This is a genomic window from Mycobacterium sp. MAC_080597_8934 (assembly GCF_000523975.1).
In the GTDB taxonomy this organism is placed as follows: Bacteria; Actinomycetota; Actinomycetes; order Mycobacteriales; family Mycobacteriaceae; genus Mycobacterium; species Mycobacterium avium.
The window spans coordinates 203,171-221,274 of record NZ_JAOS01000001.1 but is presented as its reverse complement, the minus strand read 5'-3'; the positions used below and the strand labels follow the sequence as shown (position 1 = coordinate 221,274).

Here is an 18,104-nt window from a genome sequence, read left to right as displayed (position 1 = left end):
GCTATCGGCGCCCGCCGGTGCCCGTGAGCATTGTTTTTGTCAGCTAACAGCTCGGAAAGGCGGCGACATGACGACCAAGGTGGGTGAGCACGCGGTGGTGTTGGGGGCGAGCATGGGCGGTTTGCTGGCCGCGCGCTCGCTGGCCGACTTCTTCGACCGGGTCACCGTGGTGGAGCGCGACCCGCTGCCCGACGCCCACAGCGCTCGGCGGGGTGTGCCGCAGGGCCGGCATCTGCACGCCCTATTGTGCCGCGGCGCCCAGGCGATCGAGGAGTTGTTCCCGGGTGTTCTCGACCAGATGGTCCGCGACGGCGCCCAGTACTTCGACGGCCAGGACCTCTCGCAGCTCTACTACAACATCGGCGGGCATCTGATGACGCGCAGCGGCGCCGCCCCCGGACTGACCGCCTACAGCGCGACCCGGCCGTTCCTCGAGGACCACGTCCGCGGGCGGCTGCGCGGCATTCCCAACGTCACCCTGCGCGACGAGCACTGCGTCACGCGTCTCGTCTCGACCGCCAACCGCCGGCGCGTGGTGGGGGCGTGGGTGGCCGACGGCCGGACCGGCGAAACCACCGCGATGCCCGCCGATTTGGTGGTCGACGCCACCGGGCGCGCCGCCCACACGCCCACCTGGCTGGACGGCCTGGGGTATGACCGCCCGCGCGAGGACCGCGTCACCGTGCAGCTCACCTACGCCAGCCAGGCGTTGCGCATGACGGGCGAGGCGCCGCGCGAACTCGGCTTGCTGATCGGGATCGTGCCGGGCAGGCCGCGCGGCTGCGGGCTGCTGCACTGCGAGCACGACACCTGGCTGCTCACCGTGATGGGGGTCGGCGGCGAGGAGCCCGCGACGCTGGACCTCGCCACCATGTGCGATTTCATCGCCGACTGCGCACCGGCGCACCTGCTCGCCGCGGTGCGCGGCGCCGAACCCGTCGGGGAGCCGGTGCGGCACCGGATGCCGTGCAGCCGCTGGCGCCGCTACGACAAGCTGCGGCGTTTCCCGGACGGCCTGCTGGTCACCGGCGACGCGATCTGCAGCTTCAACCCGATCTACGGCCAGGGCATGTCAGTGGCCGCGCTGGAGGCACTGGCGCTGCGCGACTGCTTGTCAAGCGGCACAACGGATCTGGCGCGCCGATTCTTCCGCGCCGCGGCGGCGCCGATCCGGCAGGCCTGGCAGCTGTCCACCAACCCCGACCTCGCCCTGCCCGAAATCGAGGGCACCCCGCCGCTGATCGCCCGGGCGTTCAACAAGTACGTCGATCGGGTGCTCACCGCGGCCGAAACCGACACGGTCGCGCTGAACCAGTTCATCAGGGTCACCTCGCTCGTCGACCCCGCGACCCGGCTGTTGCGGCCGAGCATCATGTGGCGCGCCGCGCGCGCCCGCGGCGCCGATCACCCCGGCACGGCCGGCGGCAGCGGCACGCCGAGTTCGGCCAGCACCCCGCGCGCCAACGTCGGGAAGTCGGTGATGAGCCCGTCGACGCCGTAGCCGATCAGGCGCCGCATGTCCTCGGCGTCGTCTACGGTCCACGGAATGACCTTGAGCCCCAACGCATGCGCGCGGTCGACGTACGGTTTGCCGGTGACCAGCCGGTAGTCCGGGGAGACGATGTCGGCACCGGCCGCCCGCGCCCCGAGCACCGGGTCACCGGCGGCCCGCTCGTCGTACAGGGCCACCAGCGGGATGGACGGCTCGGCCCGCCGTACCAGCGGCAGGGTGCGCCAGTCGAAGCTCTGGATCTCCACCCGCGCGAGCTTGTCCGCCGACCTGACCGCGGCCAGGATCACGTCGACGAACTCCTGGGGCTGCGCCGACGCGCCGGTGTCGTCGGGCTCCACCTTGGTTTCGATGTTGTAGCGGATCGCGTCGGCGCGGTGCGAGTCGGCCACCGCGAAGACCTCAGGAAGGGTCGCGATCTTGTTGCCGCGCACCACTTCCGCGTCCGGGAACTCTTTCAGCCGGTGCCCGCAGTCCAGGGTGTGGATCTGCGCGACGGTGAGCTGGTGCACCAGCTTGCCGACATACGGGTAGCCCGGGTCGCCGGGGAACGCCGGGCCGGTGTCGCTGCATTTGTCGGCCTGGATCGTCGGGTCGTGCCACACCAGCGGTTGGCCGTCGCGGGTCACGACGATGTCGAGTTCCAGTGTGCTGACGCCGGTTTGGATCGCCTTGGCGAAGGCGCGCAGCGACTCCTCCGTCGTCTCGCCGCGGCCGCCGCGATGGGCCTGCAGATCAAAGGTCGCCGGCTGCCCATACGCCGGCGCCGCCGACAGCAGCACCGCCATCAGCAGTGCCACCGCCGCCGCCACCGCCCACCGCGAGCCCAGAGAACTCAACCCCTGCGCTGCCGGGAGATCTCGGCCAGCACCACCCCCGCGGCCACCGAGGCGTTCAGCGATTCGGCGCTGCCGGCCATCGGGATGGACACCACCTCGTCACAGTTCTGCCGCACCAGCCGGGACAGCCCCTTGCCTTCCGAGCCCACGACGACCACCATCGGGTCGCTGCCGTCCAGGTCGTCGAGCGTGGTGTCCCCGCCGGCGTCCAGCCCGATCACCCGCAGCCCGCGGTCGGCCCAATCCTGCAGTGTGCGGGTGAGATTGGTGGCCCGCGCGACCGGGATGCGGGCGGCGGCCCCGGCGCTGGTGCGCCAGGCCACCGCCGTCACCGACGCCGACCGCCGCTGCGGGATCAGCACACCGTGGCCGCCGAACGCGGCGACCGAACGGACGATGGCGCCCAGGTTGCGCGGGTCGGAGATGTTGTCCAGCGCGACCAGCAGTGCCGGCGGCGAACCGGCCGCGGCCTCGAGCAGGTCGTCGGGGTGGGCGTAGATATACGGCGGCACCTGCAACGCGATGCCCTGATGCAGGTGGTTGCCGGTCATCCGGTCCAGGTCGGCGCGCGGCACCTCGAGGATCGAGATGCCCGAATCGGCTGCGCGGGAGACGGATTCGGTGAGCCGTTCGTCGGCCTCGGTGCCCAGCGCCACATACAGCGCGGTCGCCGGGACGCCGGCGCGCAGGCATTCCAGCACCGGGTTGCGGCCCAGCACCGTCTCGGTCTCCTCGGTGCGCTTGGCGGGGCGGCGGGGCGGCGATTGGGCGCGCTTGGCGGCGGGGTGGTTGGGCCGCAGGTGCGCGGGCGGCGTGGGACCGCGGCCCTCCAGCCCGCGGCGACGCTGGCCCCCTGAACCCACGGTCGGGCCCTTCTTGGTGCCGGCTTTGCGTACCGCGCCGCGGCGTCGCGAGTTGCCCGCCATCTACTTGCCGTCTCCGCCCAACGTCCACTGCGGCCCGTCGGCGGTGTCGGTGACCTCGATGCCGGCCTGCTTGAGCCGGTTTCGGATCTCGTCGGCGAGCGCCCAGTTGCGCTGCTCGCGTGCCTTCTCCCGATTCTGCAGCTCCGCGCGCACCAGCACGTCGACGGCGGCCAGGGCCGCCGATGTCTCGTCGCGGGTCTCCCAGCGTTCGTGCAGCGGGTCGCAGCCCAGGATGCCCATCATCGCGCGGATGGAGCGGGCCTGCCGCAGCGCGCCCTCGTGATCGCCGCTGTCCAGGGCGCGGTTGCCTTCGGCGCGGGCCTGGTGCACCTCGGCCAGCGCGGCCGGCACCGCCAGGTCGTCGTTGAGCGCGTCGGCGAACCGCGGGGTGGGCTCGCCCGGCTCCACCCCGCCGACCCGCACCCGCACCCGGTGCAGGAATTCCTCAACTCCCACATAGGCTTTCACGGCGTCCTGCAGCGCGGTGTCGGAGAACTCCAGCATCGACCGGTAGTGCGCGCTGCCAAGGTAGTAGCGCAGCTCGGCGGGCCGCACCCGCTGCAGCATCGCCGGGATGGCCAACACGTTGCCCAGCGACTTGCTCATCTTCTCCCCGCCCATGGTCACCCAGCCGTTGTGCAGCCAGTAGCGGGCGAACCCGTCCCCGGCCGCGCGGCTCTGGGCGATCTCGTTCTCATGGTGGGGGAACACCAAATCCATTCCGCCGCAATGGATGTCGAATTCGGGGCCGAGGTACTCGTGGGCCATGGCCACGCATTCGGTGTGCCAGCCGGGGCGCCCGCGGCCCCACGGCGTGGGCCAGGACGGCTCGCCGGGCTTGGCGCCCTTCCACAGCGTGAAGTCGCGTTGGTCGCGCTTGCCGCTGGCCACGCCCTCGCCCTGGTGGACGTCGTCGATCCTGTGCCCGGACAGCTGCCCGTACTCGGGGTAGCTGAGCACGTCGAAGTAGACGTCGCCGTCGCCGGTGTAGGCGTGGCCCTTTTCGATCAGCCGCTCGATCAATTCGACCATCTGGGTGATGTGCCCGGTGGCGCGCGGCTCGGCCGACGGCGGCAACACGTCCAGGGCGTCGTAGGCGGCGCTGAACGCGCGTTCGTAGGTGGCCGCCCACTCCCACCACGGCCGGCCCGCCGCGGCGGCCTTGTTGAGGATCTTGTCGTCGATGTCGGTGACGTTGCGGATGAAGGCGACGTCGTAGCCGAGGGCGATCAGCCAGCGGCGCAGGATGTCGAAGGCCACCCCGCTGCGGACGTGGCCGATGTGCGGCAGGCCCTGCACGGTGGCGCCGCAGAGGTAGATGGAGACGTGGCCGTCGCGCAGCGGTACGAAATCACGCACAGCACCGGCTGCCGTGTCGTGTAGCCGCAAGCGGGGGCGATCGGTCACGACGTGCCAGCTTACCGGGTGGTTCCGCGGCGTCCGCGCCGCGCGGGCTCAGCCGGTGGGGACCACCAGCGCGGTGGCGATGGCGGCCAGGCCCTCTCCGCGCCCGGTCAGCCCGAGCCCGTCGGTCGTCGTCGCCGCCACCGACACCGGCGCCCCCAGCAGCTCCGACAGCACCCGCTGCGCCTCGGCGCGGCGCGGCGCGACCTTGGGCCGGTTCCCGATCACCTGGACGGCGGCGTTGCCCACCCGAAAGCCGTGGCGCGCCGTCAGATCGGCGACGTGGCGCAGCATGTCGGCGCCGCTGACACCCGCCCAGCGCGGATCGTCGACGCCGAACACCGCACCCACGTCGCCCAGGCCCGCCGCCGACAACACAGCGTCGCACAGCGCGTGCGCGCCCACGTCGCCGTCGGAGTGGCCGGCGCAGCCGTCGGCGTCGTCGAAAAGCAGGCCCAGCAGCCGGCACGGCCGCCCGGCCTGGATCGGGTGCACGTCGACGCCCAGGCCGATCCGCGGGGTGGTGTTCACCGGCGCACGATGGTCTCGGCCAGCAGCAGATCGAGCTGGGTGGTGATCTTGAAGGCCAGCGGGTCGCCGTCGACCACCTGGACCTGGCCGCCGACGTGCTCGACCAGCGACGCATCGTCGGTGAAACCCGCCGTGCCGGCCCCGGCGGCGTAGGCGCGCAGCAGCAGGTCGGTGGCGAAACCCTGCGGTGTCTGCACCGCCCGCAGCCCGTCGCGTTCCGGCGTGCCGAGCACCACCCCGTTGGCGTCGACGGCCTTGACGGTGTCGTGTAGCGGCAGCGCCGGCACCACGGCGCGGTGACCGTCGCGCAGCGCCTGCACCACCCGGGCGATCAGCGCCGGCGGCGTCAGGGCGCGGGCGGCGTCGTGCACCAGCACGAACGGGGGGTTGCCGGGGACGGCGGCCAGGGCCAGGCGCACGGATGCGGTGCGGTCGGCTCCGCCGGCGACGACGGCGGCCTGCCCGGCCAGCAGTCGTTTGGCCTCGTCGACGCGGTCGGCGGGCACCGCCACCACCACGTGGTCGACCACCTTGGAGTCCAGCAGACCGGCGACGGCGCGGGCCAGCATGCTGGCGCCGTCGATCTCGCAGAATGCCTTGGGAATTCCCGCTGCCAGTCGCTCCCCCGACCCGGCGGCCGGGACGACGGCGACTACGGTGCCTGAGCTGCCCGTCTCCGGAGCCAACCCCGTCTCCGGGACCAATGAAGTGTCAGGACCTTCAGGAAGCGGCGGCCAGAACCTCGTCGAGGATGGTCTCGGCCTTGGCGTCGTCGGTGCTCTCGGCCAGCGCCAGTTCACCGACCAGGATCTGGCGGGCCTTGGCCAGCATGCGCTTCTCGCCGGCCGACAGGCCGCGCTCCTGGTCGCGGCGCCACAGGTCGCGCACCACCTCGGCGACCTTGTTGACGTCGCCGGAGGCGAGCTTCTCCAGGTTGGCCTTGTAGCGGCGCGACCAGTTGGTCGGCTCCTCGGTGTGCGGGGCGCGCAGCACCTGGAATACCTTGTCGAGGCCTTCTTGTCCGACGACGTCGCGCACGCCGACGTATTCGGCGTTCTCGGCGGGAACTCGAACGGTCAGGTCGCCCTGCGCCACCTTCAAGACGAGATACTCTTTTTGTTCCCCTTTGATCGTCCGGGTTTCGATCGCCTCGACTAACGCAGCACCGTGATGTGGGTACACAACGGTGTCGCCGACCTTGAAGATCATCTGATTCGAGCCCCTTTCGTTACTTCATCCTAACACGTCCGCCTAACCACGCGCGAAGCAACGATGCAGGTCAGGGGCACAACACGCGCAGATTAGGGGTTGACATGAGGAGCAAGTCGTGCAGTGCAGCACATTACCAATGCCCGCCGTCGGCCCCGGAAGCGGCCTGCGCGAGCGCTCCCGCGCTGGTCTGGCGCCCCGCGCTACCGCGCCGAAGACGTTCCTACTACTGTGCATAGTTGCATTCAGTCGCACGGCTCAGCAGGAGGCTCGAGAGTGAACCGCTTCAAGATCCGCCTCGGCCTTCCCGCGCGCGCCGTCCGGGTCGCCCTCGCCGGGGCGGTGGCCGTGCCGGCCGTCCTGCTCAGCGGTTGCGGGGCCGGTCAGGTCTCGCAGATGGCGGTGCAGGAACCCGCCATCAACGGCAACAAGGTCACCTTCAACAACGTGGCGTTGCGCGACATCCGGATCCAGGCCGTGCAGACCGGCGACTTCCTGCAGCCGGGCCGGGCGGTGGACCTGGTGGCGGTGGCCGTCAACCAGTCCCCGAACACCCCGGACAAGCTGGTGGGCATCACCACCGACATCGGCACGGTGACGCTGAGCGGCGACACCCGGCTGCCGGCCGGCGGGATGCTGTTCATCGGCACGCCGGAGGGCCAGAAGGTGGCACCCGGCCCGATCGGCTCCAACACCGCGGCCAAGGCGACGGTCACGCTGGCCAAGCCGATCACCAACGGCCTGACCTACAACTTCACTTTCTCGTTCGAGAAGGCCGGGCAGGCCAGCGTGCTGGTCCCGATCTCGGCCGGGGTGGCGCCGCAGCCCGATCACGCCGGCTGACCGCCTGTCGCGGCGCGGTCTTGTCGTAGCCGCTCGCTACCGTCATCACGTGGCAACCGCACGCTCCCAATACCGCTGCTCGGAATGCCGGCACGTCACGGCGAAGTGGGTCGGTCGCTGCCTGGAATGCGGCACCTGGGGCACCGTCGACGAGGTTCCCGCGCTCAGCGCGGTGGCCGGCCGTCGCCCGCGCCTGACGGCCGCGTCGCAGGCCGTGCCGATCACCTCCATCAAGCCCGACGCCAGCCGGCACCGCTCGACCGGTGTGGACGAGCTCGACCGGGTGCTCGGCGGCGGCGTGGTGCCCGGTTCGGTCACGCTGCTGGCCGGCGATCCGGGCGTGGGCAAGTCGACGCTGCTGCTCGAGGTCGCGCACCGCTGGGCGCAGTCCGGCCGGCGCGCGCTGTACATCTCCGGTGAGGAGTCGGCCGGCCAGATCCGGCTGCGGGCCGACCGCATCGGCTGCGGCGGGGACCAGGTGTATCTGGCCGCGGAATCCGACCTGCACACGGTGCTCGAGCACATCGCCACGGTCAAGCCCGCGCTGGTGATCGTGGATTCGGTGCAGACCATGTCCACCACCGAGGCCGACGGCGTCGCCGGCGGGGTCACGCAGGTGCGGGCGGTGACGGCGGCGCTGACCGCCGCGGCCAAGGCCAACGGGGTGGCGCTGATCCTGGTCGGGCACGTCACCAAGGACGGCGCCATCGCCGGGCCGCGGTCGCTCGAGCACCTGGTCGACGTGGTGCTGCACTTCGAGGGCGACCGCAACGGCTCGCTGCGGATGGTCCGCGGCATCAAGAACCGGTTCGGCGCCGCCGACGAGGTCGGGTGTTTTCTGTTGCACGACAACGGGATCGCCGGCGTCACCGACCCGTCGAACCTGTTTCTGGATCAGCGCTCGGCCCCGGTGCCGGGCACCGCGATCACGGTGACGCTGGACGGCAAACGGCCGCTGATCGGCGAGGTGCAGGCGTTGCTGGCCAGCCCGTCGGGCGGCTCCCCGCGCCGCGCGGTCAGCGGCATCGACCACTCCCGGGCCGCGATGATCACCGCGGTGCTGGAAAAGCACGGAAAGCTGCCGGTCGCGGTCAACGACATCTACCTGTCCACGGTCGGCGGCATGCGGCTGACCGACCCGTCGTCGGATCTGGCCGTCGCGATCGCGCTGGCGTCGGCGCTGTCCGAGCTGCCGCTGCCGACGACGGCGGTGATGATCGGCGAGGTGGGGCTGGCCGGGGACCTGCGGCGGGTCAGCGGCATGGCGCGGCGGCTGAGCGAGGCCGCCCGGCAGGGGTTTTCCATCGCGCTGATTCCGGACGGCGACGACCCGCGGCGCGAGATCGTGCCCAGCGGGATGCGGGCGCTGCGGGCCCCGACCATCGGCGCGGCGCTGAAGCACATGGTCGACATCGCCGAGCCCCGCAAAGGCTGGACGCATCGTGCACTGGGGCCGCAGAATGACACGCTGTGACTCGTCCGACGCTGCGTGAGACCGTCGCCCGGCTGGCCCCGGGCACCGGGCTGCGTGACGGCCTGGAGCGCATCCTGCGCGGCCGCACCGGCGCGCTGATCGTGCTCGGCAACGACGAAAACGTCGAGGCCATCTGCGACGGCGGCTTCGCGCTGGATGTGCGCTACGCGCCGACCCGGCTGCGCGAGCTGGCGAAGATGGACGGCGCCGTGGTGCTGTCCACCGACGGCAGCCGCATCGTGCGGGCCAACGTGCAGCTGGTCCCCGACCCCTCGATCGCCACCGACGAGTCGGGGACCCGGCACCGCTCGGCGGAGCGGGCCGCGATCCAGACCGGTTATCCGGTGATCTCGGTGAGCCATTCGATGAACATCGTGACCGTCTACGTGGGCGGGGAGCGGCACGTGGTGGCGGATTCGGCGACCATTCTGTCGCGGGCCAATCAGGCCATCGCCACCCTGGAGCGGTACAAGATCCGGCTGGACGAGGTCAGCAGGCAGCTGTCGCGCGCCGAGATCGAGGACTTCGTCACGCTGCGCGACGTCCTGACCGTGGTGCAGCGCCTGGAGCTGGTGCGGCGGATCGGCCAGGTGATCGACAACGACGTGGTCGAGCTCGGCACCGACGGCCGGCAGCTGCGGCTGCAGCTCGACGAGCTGCTGGGCGGCAACGACAACGCCCGCGAGTTGATCGTGCGTGACTACCACGCCAGCCCCGAGCCGCTGTCCGAGGCCCAGATGACCGCCACCCTCGACGAGCTGGATGCGCTCTCGGACACCGAGCTGCTCGATTTCACCGCGCTGGCAAAGGTTTTCGGCTACCCGACGACGACGGAGGCGCAGGACTCGGCGGTCAGCCCGCGCGGCTACCGGGCGCTGGCCGGGATTCCCCGGCTGCAGTTCGCTCACGCCGACCTGTTGGTCCGGTCATTCGGGACGCTGCAGAACGTGCTGGCGGCCAGCGCCAGCGACCTGCAGTCGATCGACGGCATCGGCGCGATGTGGGCCCGCCATGTGCGAGAAGGACTTTCGCAGCTAGCGGAGTCGACGATCACCGACTCGCTGAGCTGAGTCGCGTTGAGCTGAGTCGCCGGGGCTTCAGCCGGCCGGCGGCGGGGGCACCGGCGGCGCCTCGGGCTGCGGCACCGCCCCGGGCTGACCGGGTCCGGGCACCGGGCCGGGCGGCGGTGGCGGCTGGTTCATGATGAACGGAACCGGCTGCGAGCGCAGATTGCCCAGCTGCACGACGAGGTTGTAGGTGCCGGGCCCGATCGCCGGGCGCGGCAGCGGGCAGTGCGGCGCCGAGCCCATGCCCGTCCAGGTCACCGCGGTGGTCACCTGCTCGCCCGGGGTGAAGGTCTTGATCAGCGTCTCGTTGGACGGCGCGCAGTCCAGGTTCGACCACAGCCGCTTGTTGTCCAGCGAGTAGACGTAGGCCGCCAGCACCGCGGCGCCCACGTCGCGCTTGCAGGCCACCAGCCCGATGTTGGTGACGACCATGGTGAACTTCGGCTGGTCACCGATGAAGTATTGCGGCGCGTTGGTCAGCCCCTTGACCGCCAGCGTCGAGTCGGGGCAGTCGTCGCCCTCCTTGAGCACCGGCGGCGGCTGCACGGCGGCGGTGGGTGTGGGCGTCTCGGGGTTCTGGCCTTGGGCCGGCGGCACCGCCGGGGCGGGGCCCTCCGGGCCGGGGGGCGGCGGCGCCTGCGGCGCCGGTGATCCCGGCTTGCTCTGCGCGGAGTTCGGCTTGTCGGCGTTGGCGGGCTTGGCTCCCGCGCTGTGTCCCATGAAGGCGATGACCGCGGCGGCCACGACCCCGATCACGACGACCGCGATGCCCACGGCCAGGCCTCTGCGCCGCCAGTAGATCTCGGTGGGTAGCGGGCCACGCGGTTCAAGATCGAGCACGTTCGCAGCGTAGGCCCAGGTCACGCCGATTCGGCTGACCCGCCCCGGCGTGTCGCGAGGTTTGCTGGCTGACCCCGGTGTAAGGGTGGCGCGCCGACCCGGCCGCTCGGGCGGGATCGGCGGGCCGCTCGCCCGTTATTCGCCGATGTCGCCCACGTGGTCGCACAGGGCCGCCCGCCCGTCGGCCAGGTGGTAGGTGACGCCGGCCACCGCGACCGTGCCGTCGCCGATCCGCTCGGCGATGGTCGTGGACCGCGACACCAGCTGGGCCACGGTTTCGCGGACGTGCCGCTCCTCGAACTCGTCGACGCGGCTCAGGCCCTCGCGGCGGCCCATCAGGATCGACGGCGCCACCCGCTCCACCACGTCGCGCACGAAACCGCCGGGGATGGCGCCCTCCTCGATGGCGCCCAGGGCGGCCTTGACCGCGCCGCAGCTGTCATGGCCCAACACCACGATCAGCGGCACGTTGAGCACGCTCACCGCGAATTCGATGGAACCCAGGACCGCGGTGTCGATGGCCTGGCCCGCGGTGCGCACCACGAACATGTCGCCCAGGCCCTGGTCGAAGATCAGCTCGGCGGCGACCCGGCTGTCCGAGCAGCCGAACACCACCGCAGTGGGGCTCTGCCCGGCGGCCAGGCTGGCGCGATGCTCGACGCTTTGGCTCGGATGCTGCGGCTTCCCGGCGACGAATCGCTCGTTACCCTCTTTGAGTGACTTCCACGCGGTTACCGGACTGGTGTTAGGCATGGCTGACATCATGCCGCAGCCGCCGGCCGTCGGCAGCGCACTCATATCGGTTACCGATCTTCTCGAGTGGTATCGGGTTGCGCGCCGCGATCTGCCGTGGCGCGCCCCCGGCGTCAGCGCCTGGCAGATCCTGGTCAGCGAGTTCATGCTGCAGCAGACGCCGGTGTCGCGGGTGCTGCCGATCTGGCCGGACTGGGTGCGGCGCTGGCCCACCCCGTCGGCCACCGCGGCGGCCAGCGCCGCCGACGTGCTGCGCGCCTGGGGCAAGCTGGGATATCCGCGGCGCGCCAAGCGATTACACGAGTGCGCCACGGTCATCGCGCGCGATCACGGCGACGTCGTTCCCGACGACGTCGACACCCTGCTGACGCTGCCGGGGGTCGGCGGCTACACCGCCCGCGCCGTCGCCTGCTTCGCCTACCGACGCCCGGTGCCGGTGGTGGACACCAACGTGCGCCGGGTGGTGGCCCGCGCGGTGCACGGCCAGGCCGACGCCGGAGCGCCGTCCGCCGGCCGCGACCACGCCGACGTGGCGGCGCTGCTGCCGGGCGACGGCAGCGCGCCGGAGTTCTCGGTCGCGCTGATGGAGCTGGGGGCCACGGTGTGCACCGCCCGCGCCCCGCGCTGCGGGTTGTGCCCGCTGCGCCGGTGCGCCTGGCGCGAGGCCGGTCATCCCCCGGCGACCGGGCCGGCGCGGCGGGTTCAGACCTACGCCGGAACCGACCGGCAGGTGCGCGGACGCCTCATGGATGTGTTGCGCGGCAACGATTCTCCGGTCACCCGGGCCGAGCTGGATGTGGCCTGGCTGACCGACACAGCGCAGCGGGACCGGGCGCTGTATTCGCTGCTGGCCGACGGCCTGGTGACGCAGACGGCCGACGGCCGGTTCGCCCTAGCCGGCGAGGAATGACTCGACGGCTTGCCGGTACGCCTCCGGCGCCTCGTCGTGGACCAGGTGCCCGGCCTGCGGGACACGCAAATAGGTTGCGGCGACGGCCCTTTCGGCCATCTCGAGCATCTGGCCGGGCGGGGTAACCGAATTGCCGGCCTCGATCAGCAGCGCCGGGACGCGCACCGCGCGCCACTGCGCCCAGTAGTCCCGGGTGCCCCATTCCGCGGCGATCTCGATCCATCGCGAGGTGTGGCCGTGCAGCCGCCAACCCGTTTCGGTGCGGTCGAACGCCTCCAGGAAGTACTGCCCGGCGACCGGCCCGAATTCGGCGAATACCTGTTCGGCGGAATCGAATTCGACCGGCAGGGCGTGCAGCCACGGCTCCCACGGGCCGGTGGTGCGGCCGCGGAAATCCGGGGCCATGTCCTCGACCACCAGGGCCGACACCAGCTCGGGATGCTGCGCGGCCAGGCACCACGAGTGCAGGGCGCCCATCGAATGCCCGACCATCCGGGCCGGCGCATCCAGAGTGCCCACCGCGTCGGCCAGGTCGGCCACGAAGCGTTCGGTGCTGATCGGGTGCGGGTCCTCGACGTCGCGGCCGCGGTGCCAGGGCGCGTCGTAGCTGTAGACGGTGCCCAGCCGGGTCAGCCACGGCAGCTGGCGCGTCCAGGTGCTGCCGCGGCCCATCAGGCCGTGCACCAGCACCAGGGGCTCGCCGTGGCCGCCGTGGCGAGTCAACACCGTGCCGGGCATGCCACCATCTTGCGTGCACCGCGCCGGTTGTCCCGGGCGGGGGCCGGGGTAGCCTAGCGGCATGCCGCCAGTGGTGAAGATCAACGCAATCGAAGTGCCCGCCGACGCGGGCCCGGAACTGGAGAAGCGGTTCGCCCACCGCGCCCATGCGGTGGAGAATCAGCCCGGCTTCCTCGGCTTCCAGTTGCTGCGTCCGGTCCAGGGCGAGGACCGCTACTTCGTGGTGACACACTGGGAGTCCGACGAGGCGTTCCAGGCGTGGGCGAAGGGTCCCGCCATCGAAGCGCACGCCGGCCATCGGGCCAACCCGGTGGCGACCGGGGCGTCTCTGCTGGAATTCGAGGTTGTGCTGGACGTTGCCGCAAACAAGCAGGCTGGCTAGCGGGCTGTTCGCCTGGCGCCGCGCACTGGCGCTGAGCGCTGCCGCCGCACTGGTGGCGACCTTGGCGCCCGGGTGCGCCTCCTCCCCCTCCCCGCAGGCGAACGCGGCCAATCCGGGACGCCAGATCGACACCCGGACGCCGCCCGGCATCCGGGCCCAGCAGACGTTGGACATGCTGAATTCGGACTGGCCCATCGGCCCGGTAGGCGTTCGCACCCTGGCCGCCGCCGACAAGGTGGAGTCGGTGCAGACCACGCTGGAGGCGCTGTGGTGGGACCGCCCGTTCACCCTCAACGGTGTCGACATCGGGGCCAGCGTGGCCACCCTGCACCTGACGTCGTCCTACGGTGCCCGCCAAGACATCCGAATCCACACCGACGACGGCGGCTGGGTGGACCGCTTCGACCTGGATACCCGGGCGCCCACGGTCAACTCGTGGCATGACGTCGATGCGGTGTTGAGCAAGACCGGCGCGCGCTACTCGTATCAGGCCGCCAAGGTCGACCCGCAGGGCCGCTGCGAACCGGTGGCGGGCACCAACACCGGCGAATCCCTGCCGCTGGCATCGATTTTCAAGCTCTACGTGCTGCACGCCCTGGCCGGCGCCGTCACCGCCGGAACGGTGTCCTGGGACGACCAGCTGACCGTCACCGACAAGAGCCGGGCCGTGGGTTCGTCGGGTCTGGCGCTGCCCGCCGGGGCGCAGGTCTCGGTGCGCACCGCCGCCGAGAAGATGATCGCCACCAGTGACAACATGGCGACCGACCTGCTGATCGACAAGCTGGGCACGCACGCCATCGAGGAGGCGCTGGCCACGGCCGGCCATCACGACCCGTCCAGCATGACTCCGTTCCCCACCATGTACGAGCTGTTCTCGGTCGGCTGGGGCCGACCCGATCTGCGCAGCCAGTGGGAGCACGGATCCCCGCAGGTTCGCGCCCGGCTGCTGGCGCAGGCGAATTCGACGCCGTACGACCCGGATCCGATGCGCGCCCACTCGCCGGCGTCCTCCTACGGCGCGGAGTGGTACGGCAACGCGCAGGACATCTGCCGGGTGCACGCGGCGCTGCAGGCCGACGCGGTGGGCAAGGCCGCACCGGTGCGCGACATCCTGTCCGCGGTGTCGGGCATCCAGCTGGACCCGGCGGTGTGGCCCTACATCGGCGCGAAAGCCGGTGGGCTGCCGGGGGATTTGACGTTCAGCTGGTACGCGGTCGACAAGACACACCAGCCGTGGGTGGTCAGCTTCCAGCTGAACTGGCCGCGCGATCACGGCCCGACCGCGACGGGCTGGATGCTGCAGGTGGCCAAACAGGCCTTCGCGCTGATAGCGCCGCGCTAGTCGCGGCGGCCGCTAGTTGCTGCTGGGCACCCAGTTGCCATGGAAACCGGCGGGAACTCGATGCGGCAGCTTGATGCTGGCAACGTCCTCAAGGGTTTGAGCATCGAGGATCGCCAACTCGCTGCGATTGGTGGCCCGGTCGTACACATAGCCCATCAGCACGCCCTCGTCTTCCGCGGCGGCCGGCGATGAAGGGTGAAACACGAACTCGCCCAATGCTTTTTGCGGGCCCAGGCAGCGCGACTGGGTGCTCCCGCCAATAAGATCGTGCTTGAGCAAGCAGTCCCCGCCTTCGATGCCCTCCAGCACCGTCGGCGTGTAGCCGTAACGATGCCGCTTTCCAACCAGGCGCTCGTCGATGCGCGGAAACTCCTGGCCCCGATCATCAATGCGGGATTCGCGCACCTTCCCGGCCGCCAGATCGATCACCCAACGGTCCAACGTGGGTGGCCCCTCATTGGGACCGGTGCGGTCCCGGTCGAACATCTTGGGGTTTCGCACTACGTCGAGCACGATGGTGCCATCCTCTTCGTAGGCATTCATCGGATGGAATACGTAGCACGGTTCGACGTCGAACCAGCGCACATCGGCATCTTCACCGTCGCGTGGCATCACGCCGACACGGGCCGGGTAGTTCGGGTTCCACGAGTAGGGCATTCGCCGGTCCGTGGTCGCCGCCGGCAACCGCGCGGCGATGGGATCGGGAATGGCGACCCGGCCGATCAGCGCCGACAGCATCAGTCGGGCGATCGGCCGAAGCCCGCGCGGCGCCGTCATGGCCGCGCCCACCGCCGCATCGAAGGTGACCGGCAGGTCGTAGAACACGACATAGCGTTCAGTCAGGGAAAAGTCATGCATCATCGGGCTGCCGCCAACGGTGACGTTGACGGTCCGTCGCGCTCGACCCTCGACGTCGATCACCGAATACTGCACCCTGTTGCCGCGATAGGGGTTGTACGAAACCGCATGCAGCTCACCCGTCTCGGGGTCACGATGGGGGTGCGCTGCGTACCCGCCGGTGAGCGTTCCGGCGAAGTCGCACACGCCGACGGTGTCCAATTCCTCGGTGAGTTCATAGTTGGCGATGCCGCCTTCGATCAATGCGAGTGTCTTGCCGGCATGCCCGATTACGTTGGTATTGGCGCCGATTGGAAAAAAGCCGAAGTGACCCGGCGGTGCGGGCTGGCCGAGGGCTTTCGAGGTGGCTGGGCTGCGCACCCAACGGTTGCGGTACCACTCGGCCTTGCCGTCACGGATTCGGATGCCGTGCACCATGCCGTCGCCCAGGAACCAGTGATAACGCTCAGGATCGACGTCTCCGATTGGGTTGGCGCCGTTGCGCAGATACCGCCCATCCAGGTAATCCGGGATCGTCCCGACGACCTCCAAACCGGTCAGCGTGTACTCGTGGTGCATCGGGGCGAATGGACCCTGCAGGTAGCGGTTGGCCATAACAGACCTCCTACCTGAGCGACACGCTGTTGGTTGCGCTCGTGGACGACCATCCTGCCGCCAAACTTGACATGTGTCAAGTTTGGCCTACGCCGTCCCGATGGGTCGGGTCGTGGTGTCTCACTCGGATAGCGCCGGCGCTATCGCCGTTGCGAGAAGCCGCATGGTCCCGCAGCGCGGGCGGCGTAACGATTCACAACCGCAGCGTCCACCGACCGCCCCGGTGATGCATGACGACGTAGGCTGCCGGTGCGACATCGACGCGCCAAAACGACGCCGGGTCGGCGTCCAGCGCCGCCGCGATCGCCGCCCGGATCACCGCCGGATGCGTCACCGCCGCGGTGTGTAAGGGGTTGGCGGTCAACGCATTCAACCAACGCGACGCCCGCTCGATCAGGTCGGCGATCGACTCGCCACCGTGCGGCGCCCCGGCCGGATCGCTCAGCCACGCCGCCAGGTCGGCTTCGTCCACGGTCTGCAGCGCCCGCCCGCGCCACCGCCCGCAATCCAGGTCGGCCAGCAGCGGTTCAGGCGCCCCGTCGCAGCCGAGCAGCCCGGCGGTCTGGCGGGTGCGCAGCTCGGGTGCGACGAAATAGCTTGCGGCGCTATCGAATTGGTCGGCGATAGCTTGCACCTGACGGCGGCCCAGCTCGTTCAGCGGCTCGTCGGCGGGAAAACGCCGTCCGCCATGGCATCCGTCATGCCATGCGAAACGAGCGTCAGCCGCACGACCCCGGTCACGCCGGCACGCGTGGCGCCCGCGCCCGAGCAGCCGCCCGCTGACCGCCGCGAAAACCAGGCCGATGCCCGCCACAGCACCAGCTGCGCGGCCAGCGACACCAGCCGGAATTCGTAGAGCACGTCGGCGGGGAACCCCGGATAGACGATGGCGCCGGCGGCATCGCGCAGCGGCGCCGGCGTCTCGTCCACCGACGGCGCCAGCACCGCCACCGCGACGATCGCCACCAGATACGCCGCGGCCGAAAGCAGCCGCGCGTTCCACGGGCCGAGCCGGGCCTCCAGCCGGCGCGCCAGCCACACCGCGCCGATCGTCAGCGCCGCCGACGCCGCGACCAGCGCCAGATACCAGCCGGTGCGCGCGCCGATGGTGTCGGCCTGACCGACCGCCGGCGGGTTCGGCGGATACTTCACGAACGGCACCAGGTACACCGCACCGAACGCACCGGCCGCCAACAGCAGCGAAAGCGCTTGCGGGGAAATGCTTTCCGTGCGCGGATAGACCACGCTGAACAGCACCGCGAACAACGCGCCCATGGCCAGGCCAAAGATCAGCACCCCGAACCCCAGGCCGGGTCCCGATTGCACCCCACGGCTGAACAACTCGGCGCCATGCTCGTGCACGCCGTGCGCGTTCTCCGCGTCGGCGCGGCCGTCCTCAAAGGCGATGGCGCGGGCGATGACGGGTTCGGCGCACAGCCGGGCGAACACGAACGCCAGCACCGCCCCGACGGCGCCCGCCAGCAGGCCGGCCCCGATCAGGCGTTTTTCCACGCCGCCGCTCCCCCGTTAGTGGCAGGGGAAGCCGAGCAGGTGCCGGGCGTCGTGCATGAATTCGTGCACGTGCGAGTCGCTGCCGAACAGCGACACCGCCCCCTGGTCGACGCCGACGAGGTAGAGCGCCAGCAACGCGAAAAAGACGGTGGCGGCCAGGAAGAGCGCGGTTCCGGCGGCCGACAGATCGACCGACCTGGTGCGGCTGCGCGTCGGCTGCGGGTGGGACACAATCGACTCCTTCCGGGGATTAACGCGTCCCCGTGGGGGATGACGGGCCTCGGGTCTGACTGTGGACAGTGGCGCGACCGTTTTGGAGTTTCACCAAATTCCGTGGCACGTCGATGACAGCCGTCAGTGTAGAGCACAGCG

The 18,104-nt window shown here is 70.8% G+C and carries 18 protein-coding genes and 2 pseudogenes; 7 read left to right on the top strand and 13 right to left on the bottom strand.

Annotated elements, in window-relative coordinates; translation table 11 throughout:
* The first annotated feature begins 67 nt into the window (after window positions 1-67).
* Window positions 68-1,501, top strand: coding sequence for an FAD-dependent oxidoreductase (locus tag NF20_RS01100; protein WP_033717190.1), 1,434 nt, complete (start codon window positions 68-70; stop codon window positions 1,499-1,501).
* On the opposite strand, the gene NF20_RS01095 is transcribed toward NF20_RS01100, so the two are convergent.
* Genes NF20_RS01095 through carD form a run of 6 tightly spaced genes read right to left on the bottom strand, consistent with a single transcriptional unit; the run spans window position 1,405 to window position 6,419 of the window.
* A complete protein-coding gene (locus NF20_RS01095) occupies window positions 1,405-2,310 on the bottom strand; it encodes a glycerophosphodiester phosphodiesterase (protein WP_170945429.1) in 906 nt (301 codons plus the stop codon). The two genes, NF20_RS01100 and NF20_RS01095, sit on opposite strands and share 97 nt — an antisense overlap.
* Before the next feature lie 35 nt (window positions 2,311-2,345).
* On the bottom strand, window positions 2,346-3,275 hold the full coding sequence (gene rlmB / locus NF20_RS01090; RefSeq protein ID WP_019733295.1) for a 23S rRNA (guanosine(2251)-2'-O)-methyltransferase RlmB: 930 nt from the start codon (window positions 3,273-3,275) through the stop codon (window positions 2,346-2,348).
* A complete protein-coding gene (gene cysS, locus NF20_RS01085; protein ID WP_019733296.1) occupies window positions 3,276-4,682 on the bottom strand; it encodes a cysteine--tRNA ligase in 1,407 nt (468 codons plus the stop codon).
* A 48-nt stretch (window positions 4,683-4,730) separates the two neighbouring features.
* Window positions 4,731-5,210 (bottom strand): 2-C-methyl-D-erythritol 2,4-cyclodiphosphate synthase, encoded by a 480-nt coding sequence (gene ispF / locus NF20_RS01080; protein ID WP_019733297.1) that lies wholly within the window; start codon window positions 5,208-5,210, stop codon window positions 4,731-4,733.
* Window positions 5,207-5,896 (bottom strand): 2-C-methyl-D-erythritol 4-phosphate cytidylyltransferase, encoded by a 690-nt coding sequence (gene ispD / locus NF20_RS01075; protein WP_019733298.1) that lies wholly within the window; start codon window positions 5,894-5,896, stop codon window positions 5,207-5,209. The genes ispF and ispD overlap by 4 nt, the downstream gene beginning before the upstream one ends.
* Before the next feature lie 34 nt (window positions 5,897-5,930).
* Complete coding sequence (gene carD / locus NF20_RS01070) at window positions 5,931-6,419, bottom strand: RNA polymerase-binding transcription factor CarD (RefSeq protein ID WP_003419482.1); 489 nt, start codon at window positions 6,417-6,419, stop codon at window positions 5,931-5,933.
* A gap of 276 nt (window positions 6,420-6,695) precedes the next feature.
* Here carD and NF20_RS01065 point away from each other — a divergent pair, with 276 nt between their 5' ends.
* From NF20_RS01065 to disA, 3 genes are read left to right on the top strand one after another with little or no spacing between them, the layout of a single operon-like run.
* The gene (locus tag NF20_RS01065; RefSeq protein WP_003875632.1) at window positions 6,696-7,262 is read left to right on the top strand and encodes a hypothetical protein; all 567 of its coding nucleotides are present in this window, start codon (window positions 6,696-6,698) and stop codon (window positions 7,260-7,262) included.
* Between the two features lie 49 nt (window positions 7,263-7,311).
* Window positions 7,312-8,736 carry a DNA repair protein RadA gene (gene radA / locus NF20_RS01060; RefSeq protein ID WP_003875631.1) on the top strand — a complete coding sequence of 475 codons (1,425 nt, stop codon included), beginning with the start codon at window positions 7,312-7,314 and terminating at the stop codon, window positions 8,734-8,736.
* Complete coding sequence (disA, locus tag NF20_RS01055; RefSeq protein ID WP_009974755.1) at window positions 8,733-9,806, top strand: DNA integrity scanning diadenylate cyclase DisA; 1,074 nt, start codon at window positions 8,733-8,735, stop codon at window positions 9,804-9,806. The genes radA and disA overlap by 4 nt, the downstream gene beginning before the upstream one ends.
* A 27-nt stretch (window positions 9,807-9,833) precedes the next feature.
* Here the strand turns inward: disA and NF20_RS01050 are convergent, their stop codons facing one another.
* On the bottom strand, window positions 9,834-10,643 hold the full coding sequence (locus NF20_RS01050) for a hypothetical protein (RefSeq protein WP_085989566.1): 810 nt from the start codon (window positions 10,641-10,643) through the stop codon (window positions 9,834-9,836).
* A gap of 135 nt (window positions 10,644-10,778) precedes the next feature.
* Window positions 10,779-11,396 (bottom strand): carbonic anhydrase, encoded by a 618-nt coding sequence (locus NF20_RS01045; RefSeq protein ID WP_003877107.1) that lies wholly within the window; start codon window positions 11,394-11,396, stop codon window positions 10,779-10,781.
* Between NF20_RS01045 and NF20_RS01040 the strand changes: the two genes are divergently transcribed.
* Entirely contained in the window at window positions 11,395-12,306 is a 912-nt protein-coding gene (locus NF20_RS01040) for an A/G-specific adenine glycosylase (RefSeq protein ID WP_033713056.1), read from the top strand. The two genes, NF20_RS01045 and NF20_RS01040, sit on opposite strands and share 2 nt — an antisense overlap.
* Here NF20_RS01040 and NF20_RS01035 read toward each other — a convergent pair.
* The gene (locus NF20_RS01035; protein WP_033713054.1) at window positions 12,289-13,044 is read right to left on the bottom strand and encodes an alpha/beta fold hydrolase; all 756 of its coding nucleotides are present in this window, start codon (window positions 13,042-13,044) and stop codon (window positions 12,289-12,291) included. The genes NF20_RS01040 and NF20_RS01035 overlap by 18 nt on opposite strands.
* A 61-nt stretch (window positions 13,045-13,105) precedes the next feature.
* On the opposite strand from NF20_RS01035, the gene mhuD reads away from it, so the two are divergent.
* Together mhuD and NF20_RS01025 are read left to right on the top strand one after the other, a co-directional pair.
* Window positions 13,106-13,426 (top strand): mycobilin-forming heme oxygenase MhuD, encoded by a 321-nt coding sequence (gene mhuD / locus NF20_RS01030; protein ID WP_003875625.1) that lies wholly within the window; start codon window positions 13,106-13,108, stop codon window positions 13,424-13,426.
* Entirely contained in the window at window positions 13,401-14,768 is a 1,368-nt protein-coding gene (locus tag NF20_RS01025; protein ID WP_033713053.1) for a serine hydrolase, read from the top strand. Before mhuD ends, NF20_RS01025 begins: the two co-directional genes overlap by 26 nt.
* A gap of 12 nt (window positions 14,769-14,780) precedes the next feature.
* Here the strand turns inward: NF20_RS01025 and NF20_RS01020 are convergent, their stop codons facing one another.
* The 4 genes and pseudogenes from NF20_RS01020 to NF20_RS01005 all read right to left on the bottom strand — a co-directional run bounded on the left by NF20_RS01020 (window position 14,781) and on the right by NF20_RS01005 (window position 17,963).
* Window positions 14,781-16,220, bottom strand: coding sequence for a carotenoid oxygenase family protein (locus tag NF20_RS01020; protein WP_023900333.1), 1,440 nt, complete (start codon window positions 16,218-16,220; stop codon window positions 14,781-14,783).
* 193 nt (window positions 16,221-16,413) lie between these two features.
* A pseudogene (locus tag NF20_RS01015) lies at window positions 16,414-16,961 on the bottom strand (histidine phosphatase family protein).
* Window positions 16,958-17,732 (bottom strand): annotated as a pseudogene (locus NF20_RS01010) (CbtA family protein). The pseudogenes NF20_RS01015 and NF20_RS01010 overlap by 4 nt, the downstream one beginning before the upstream one ends.
* 15 nt (window positions 17,733-17,747) lie before the next feature.
* Window positions 17,748-17,963: a CbtB domain-containing protein gene (locus NF20_RS01005; RefSeq protein WP_003875620.1), complete on the bottom strand. Its 216-nt coding sequence runs from the start codon at window positions 17,961-17,963 to the stop codon at window positions 17,748-17,750.
* Between the last annotated feature and the right edge of the window lie 141 nt (window positions 17,964-18,104).

What these genes read in the sequence shown, in the direction of transcription:
- NF20_RS01100 (WP_033717190.1), top strand. Translation starts at nt 68, where the DNA reads ATGACGACCAAGGTGGGTGAGCACGCGGTGGTGTTGGGGGCGAGCATG.
- rlmB (WP_019733295.1), bottom strand. Translation starts at nt 3,275, where the DNA reads ATGGCGGGCAACTCGCGACGCCGCGGCGCGGTACGCAAAGCCGGCACC.
- carD (WP_003419482.1), bottom strand. Translation starts at nt 6,419, where the DNA reads ATGATCTTCAAGGTCGGCGACACCGTTGTGTACCCACATCACGGTGCT.
- NF20_RS01040 (WP_033713056.1), top strand. Translation starts at nt 11,395, where the DNA reads ATGGCTGACATCATGCCGCAGCCGCCGGCCGTCGGCAGCGCACTCATA.
- NF20_RS01045 (WP_003877107.1), bottom strand. Translation starts at nt 11,396, where the DNA reads ATGCCTAACACCAGTCCGGTAACCGCGTGGAAGTCACTCAAAGAGGGT.
- NF20_RS01035 (WP_033713054.1), bottom strand. Translation starts at nt 13,044, where the DNA reads ATGCCCGGCACGGTGTTGACTCGCCACGGCGGCCACGGCGAGCCCCTG.
- mhuD (WP_003875625.1), top strand. Translation starts at nt 13,106, where the DNA reads ATGCCGCCAGTGGTGAAGATCAACGCAATCGAAGTGCCCGCCGACGCG.
- NF20_RS01020 (WP_023900333.1), bottom strand. Translation starts at nt 16,220, where the DNA reads ATGGCCAACCGCTACCTGCAGGGTCCATTCGCCCCGATGCACCACGAG.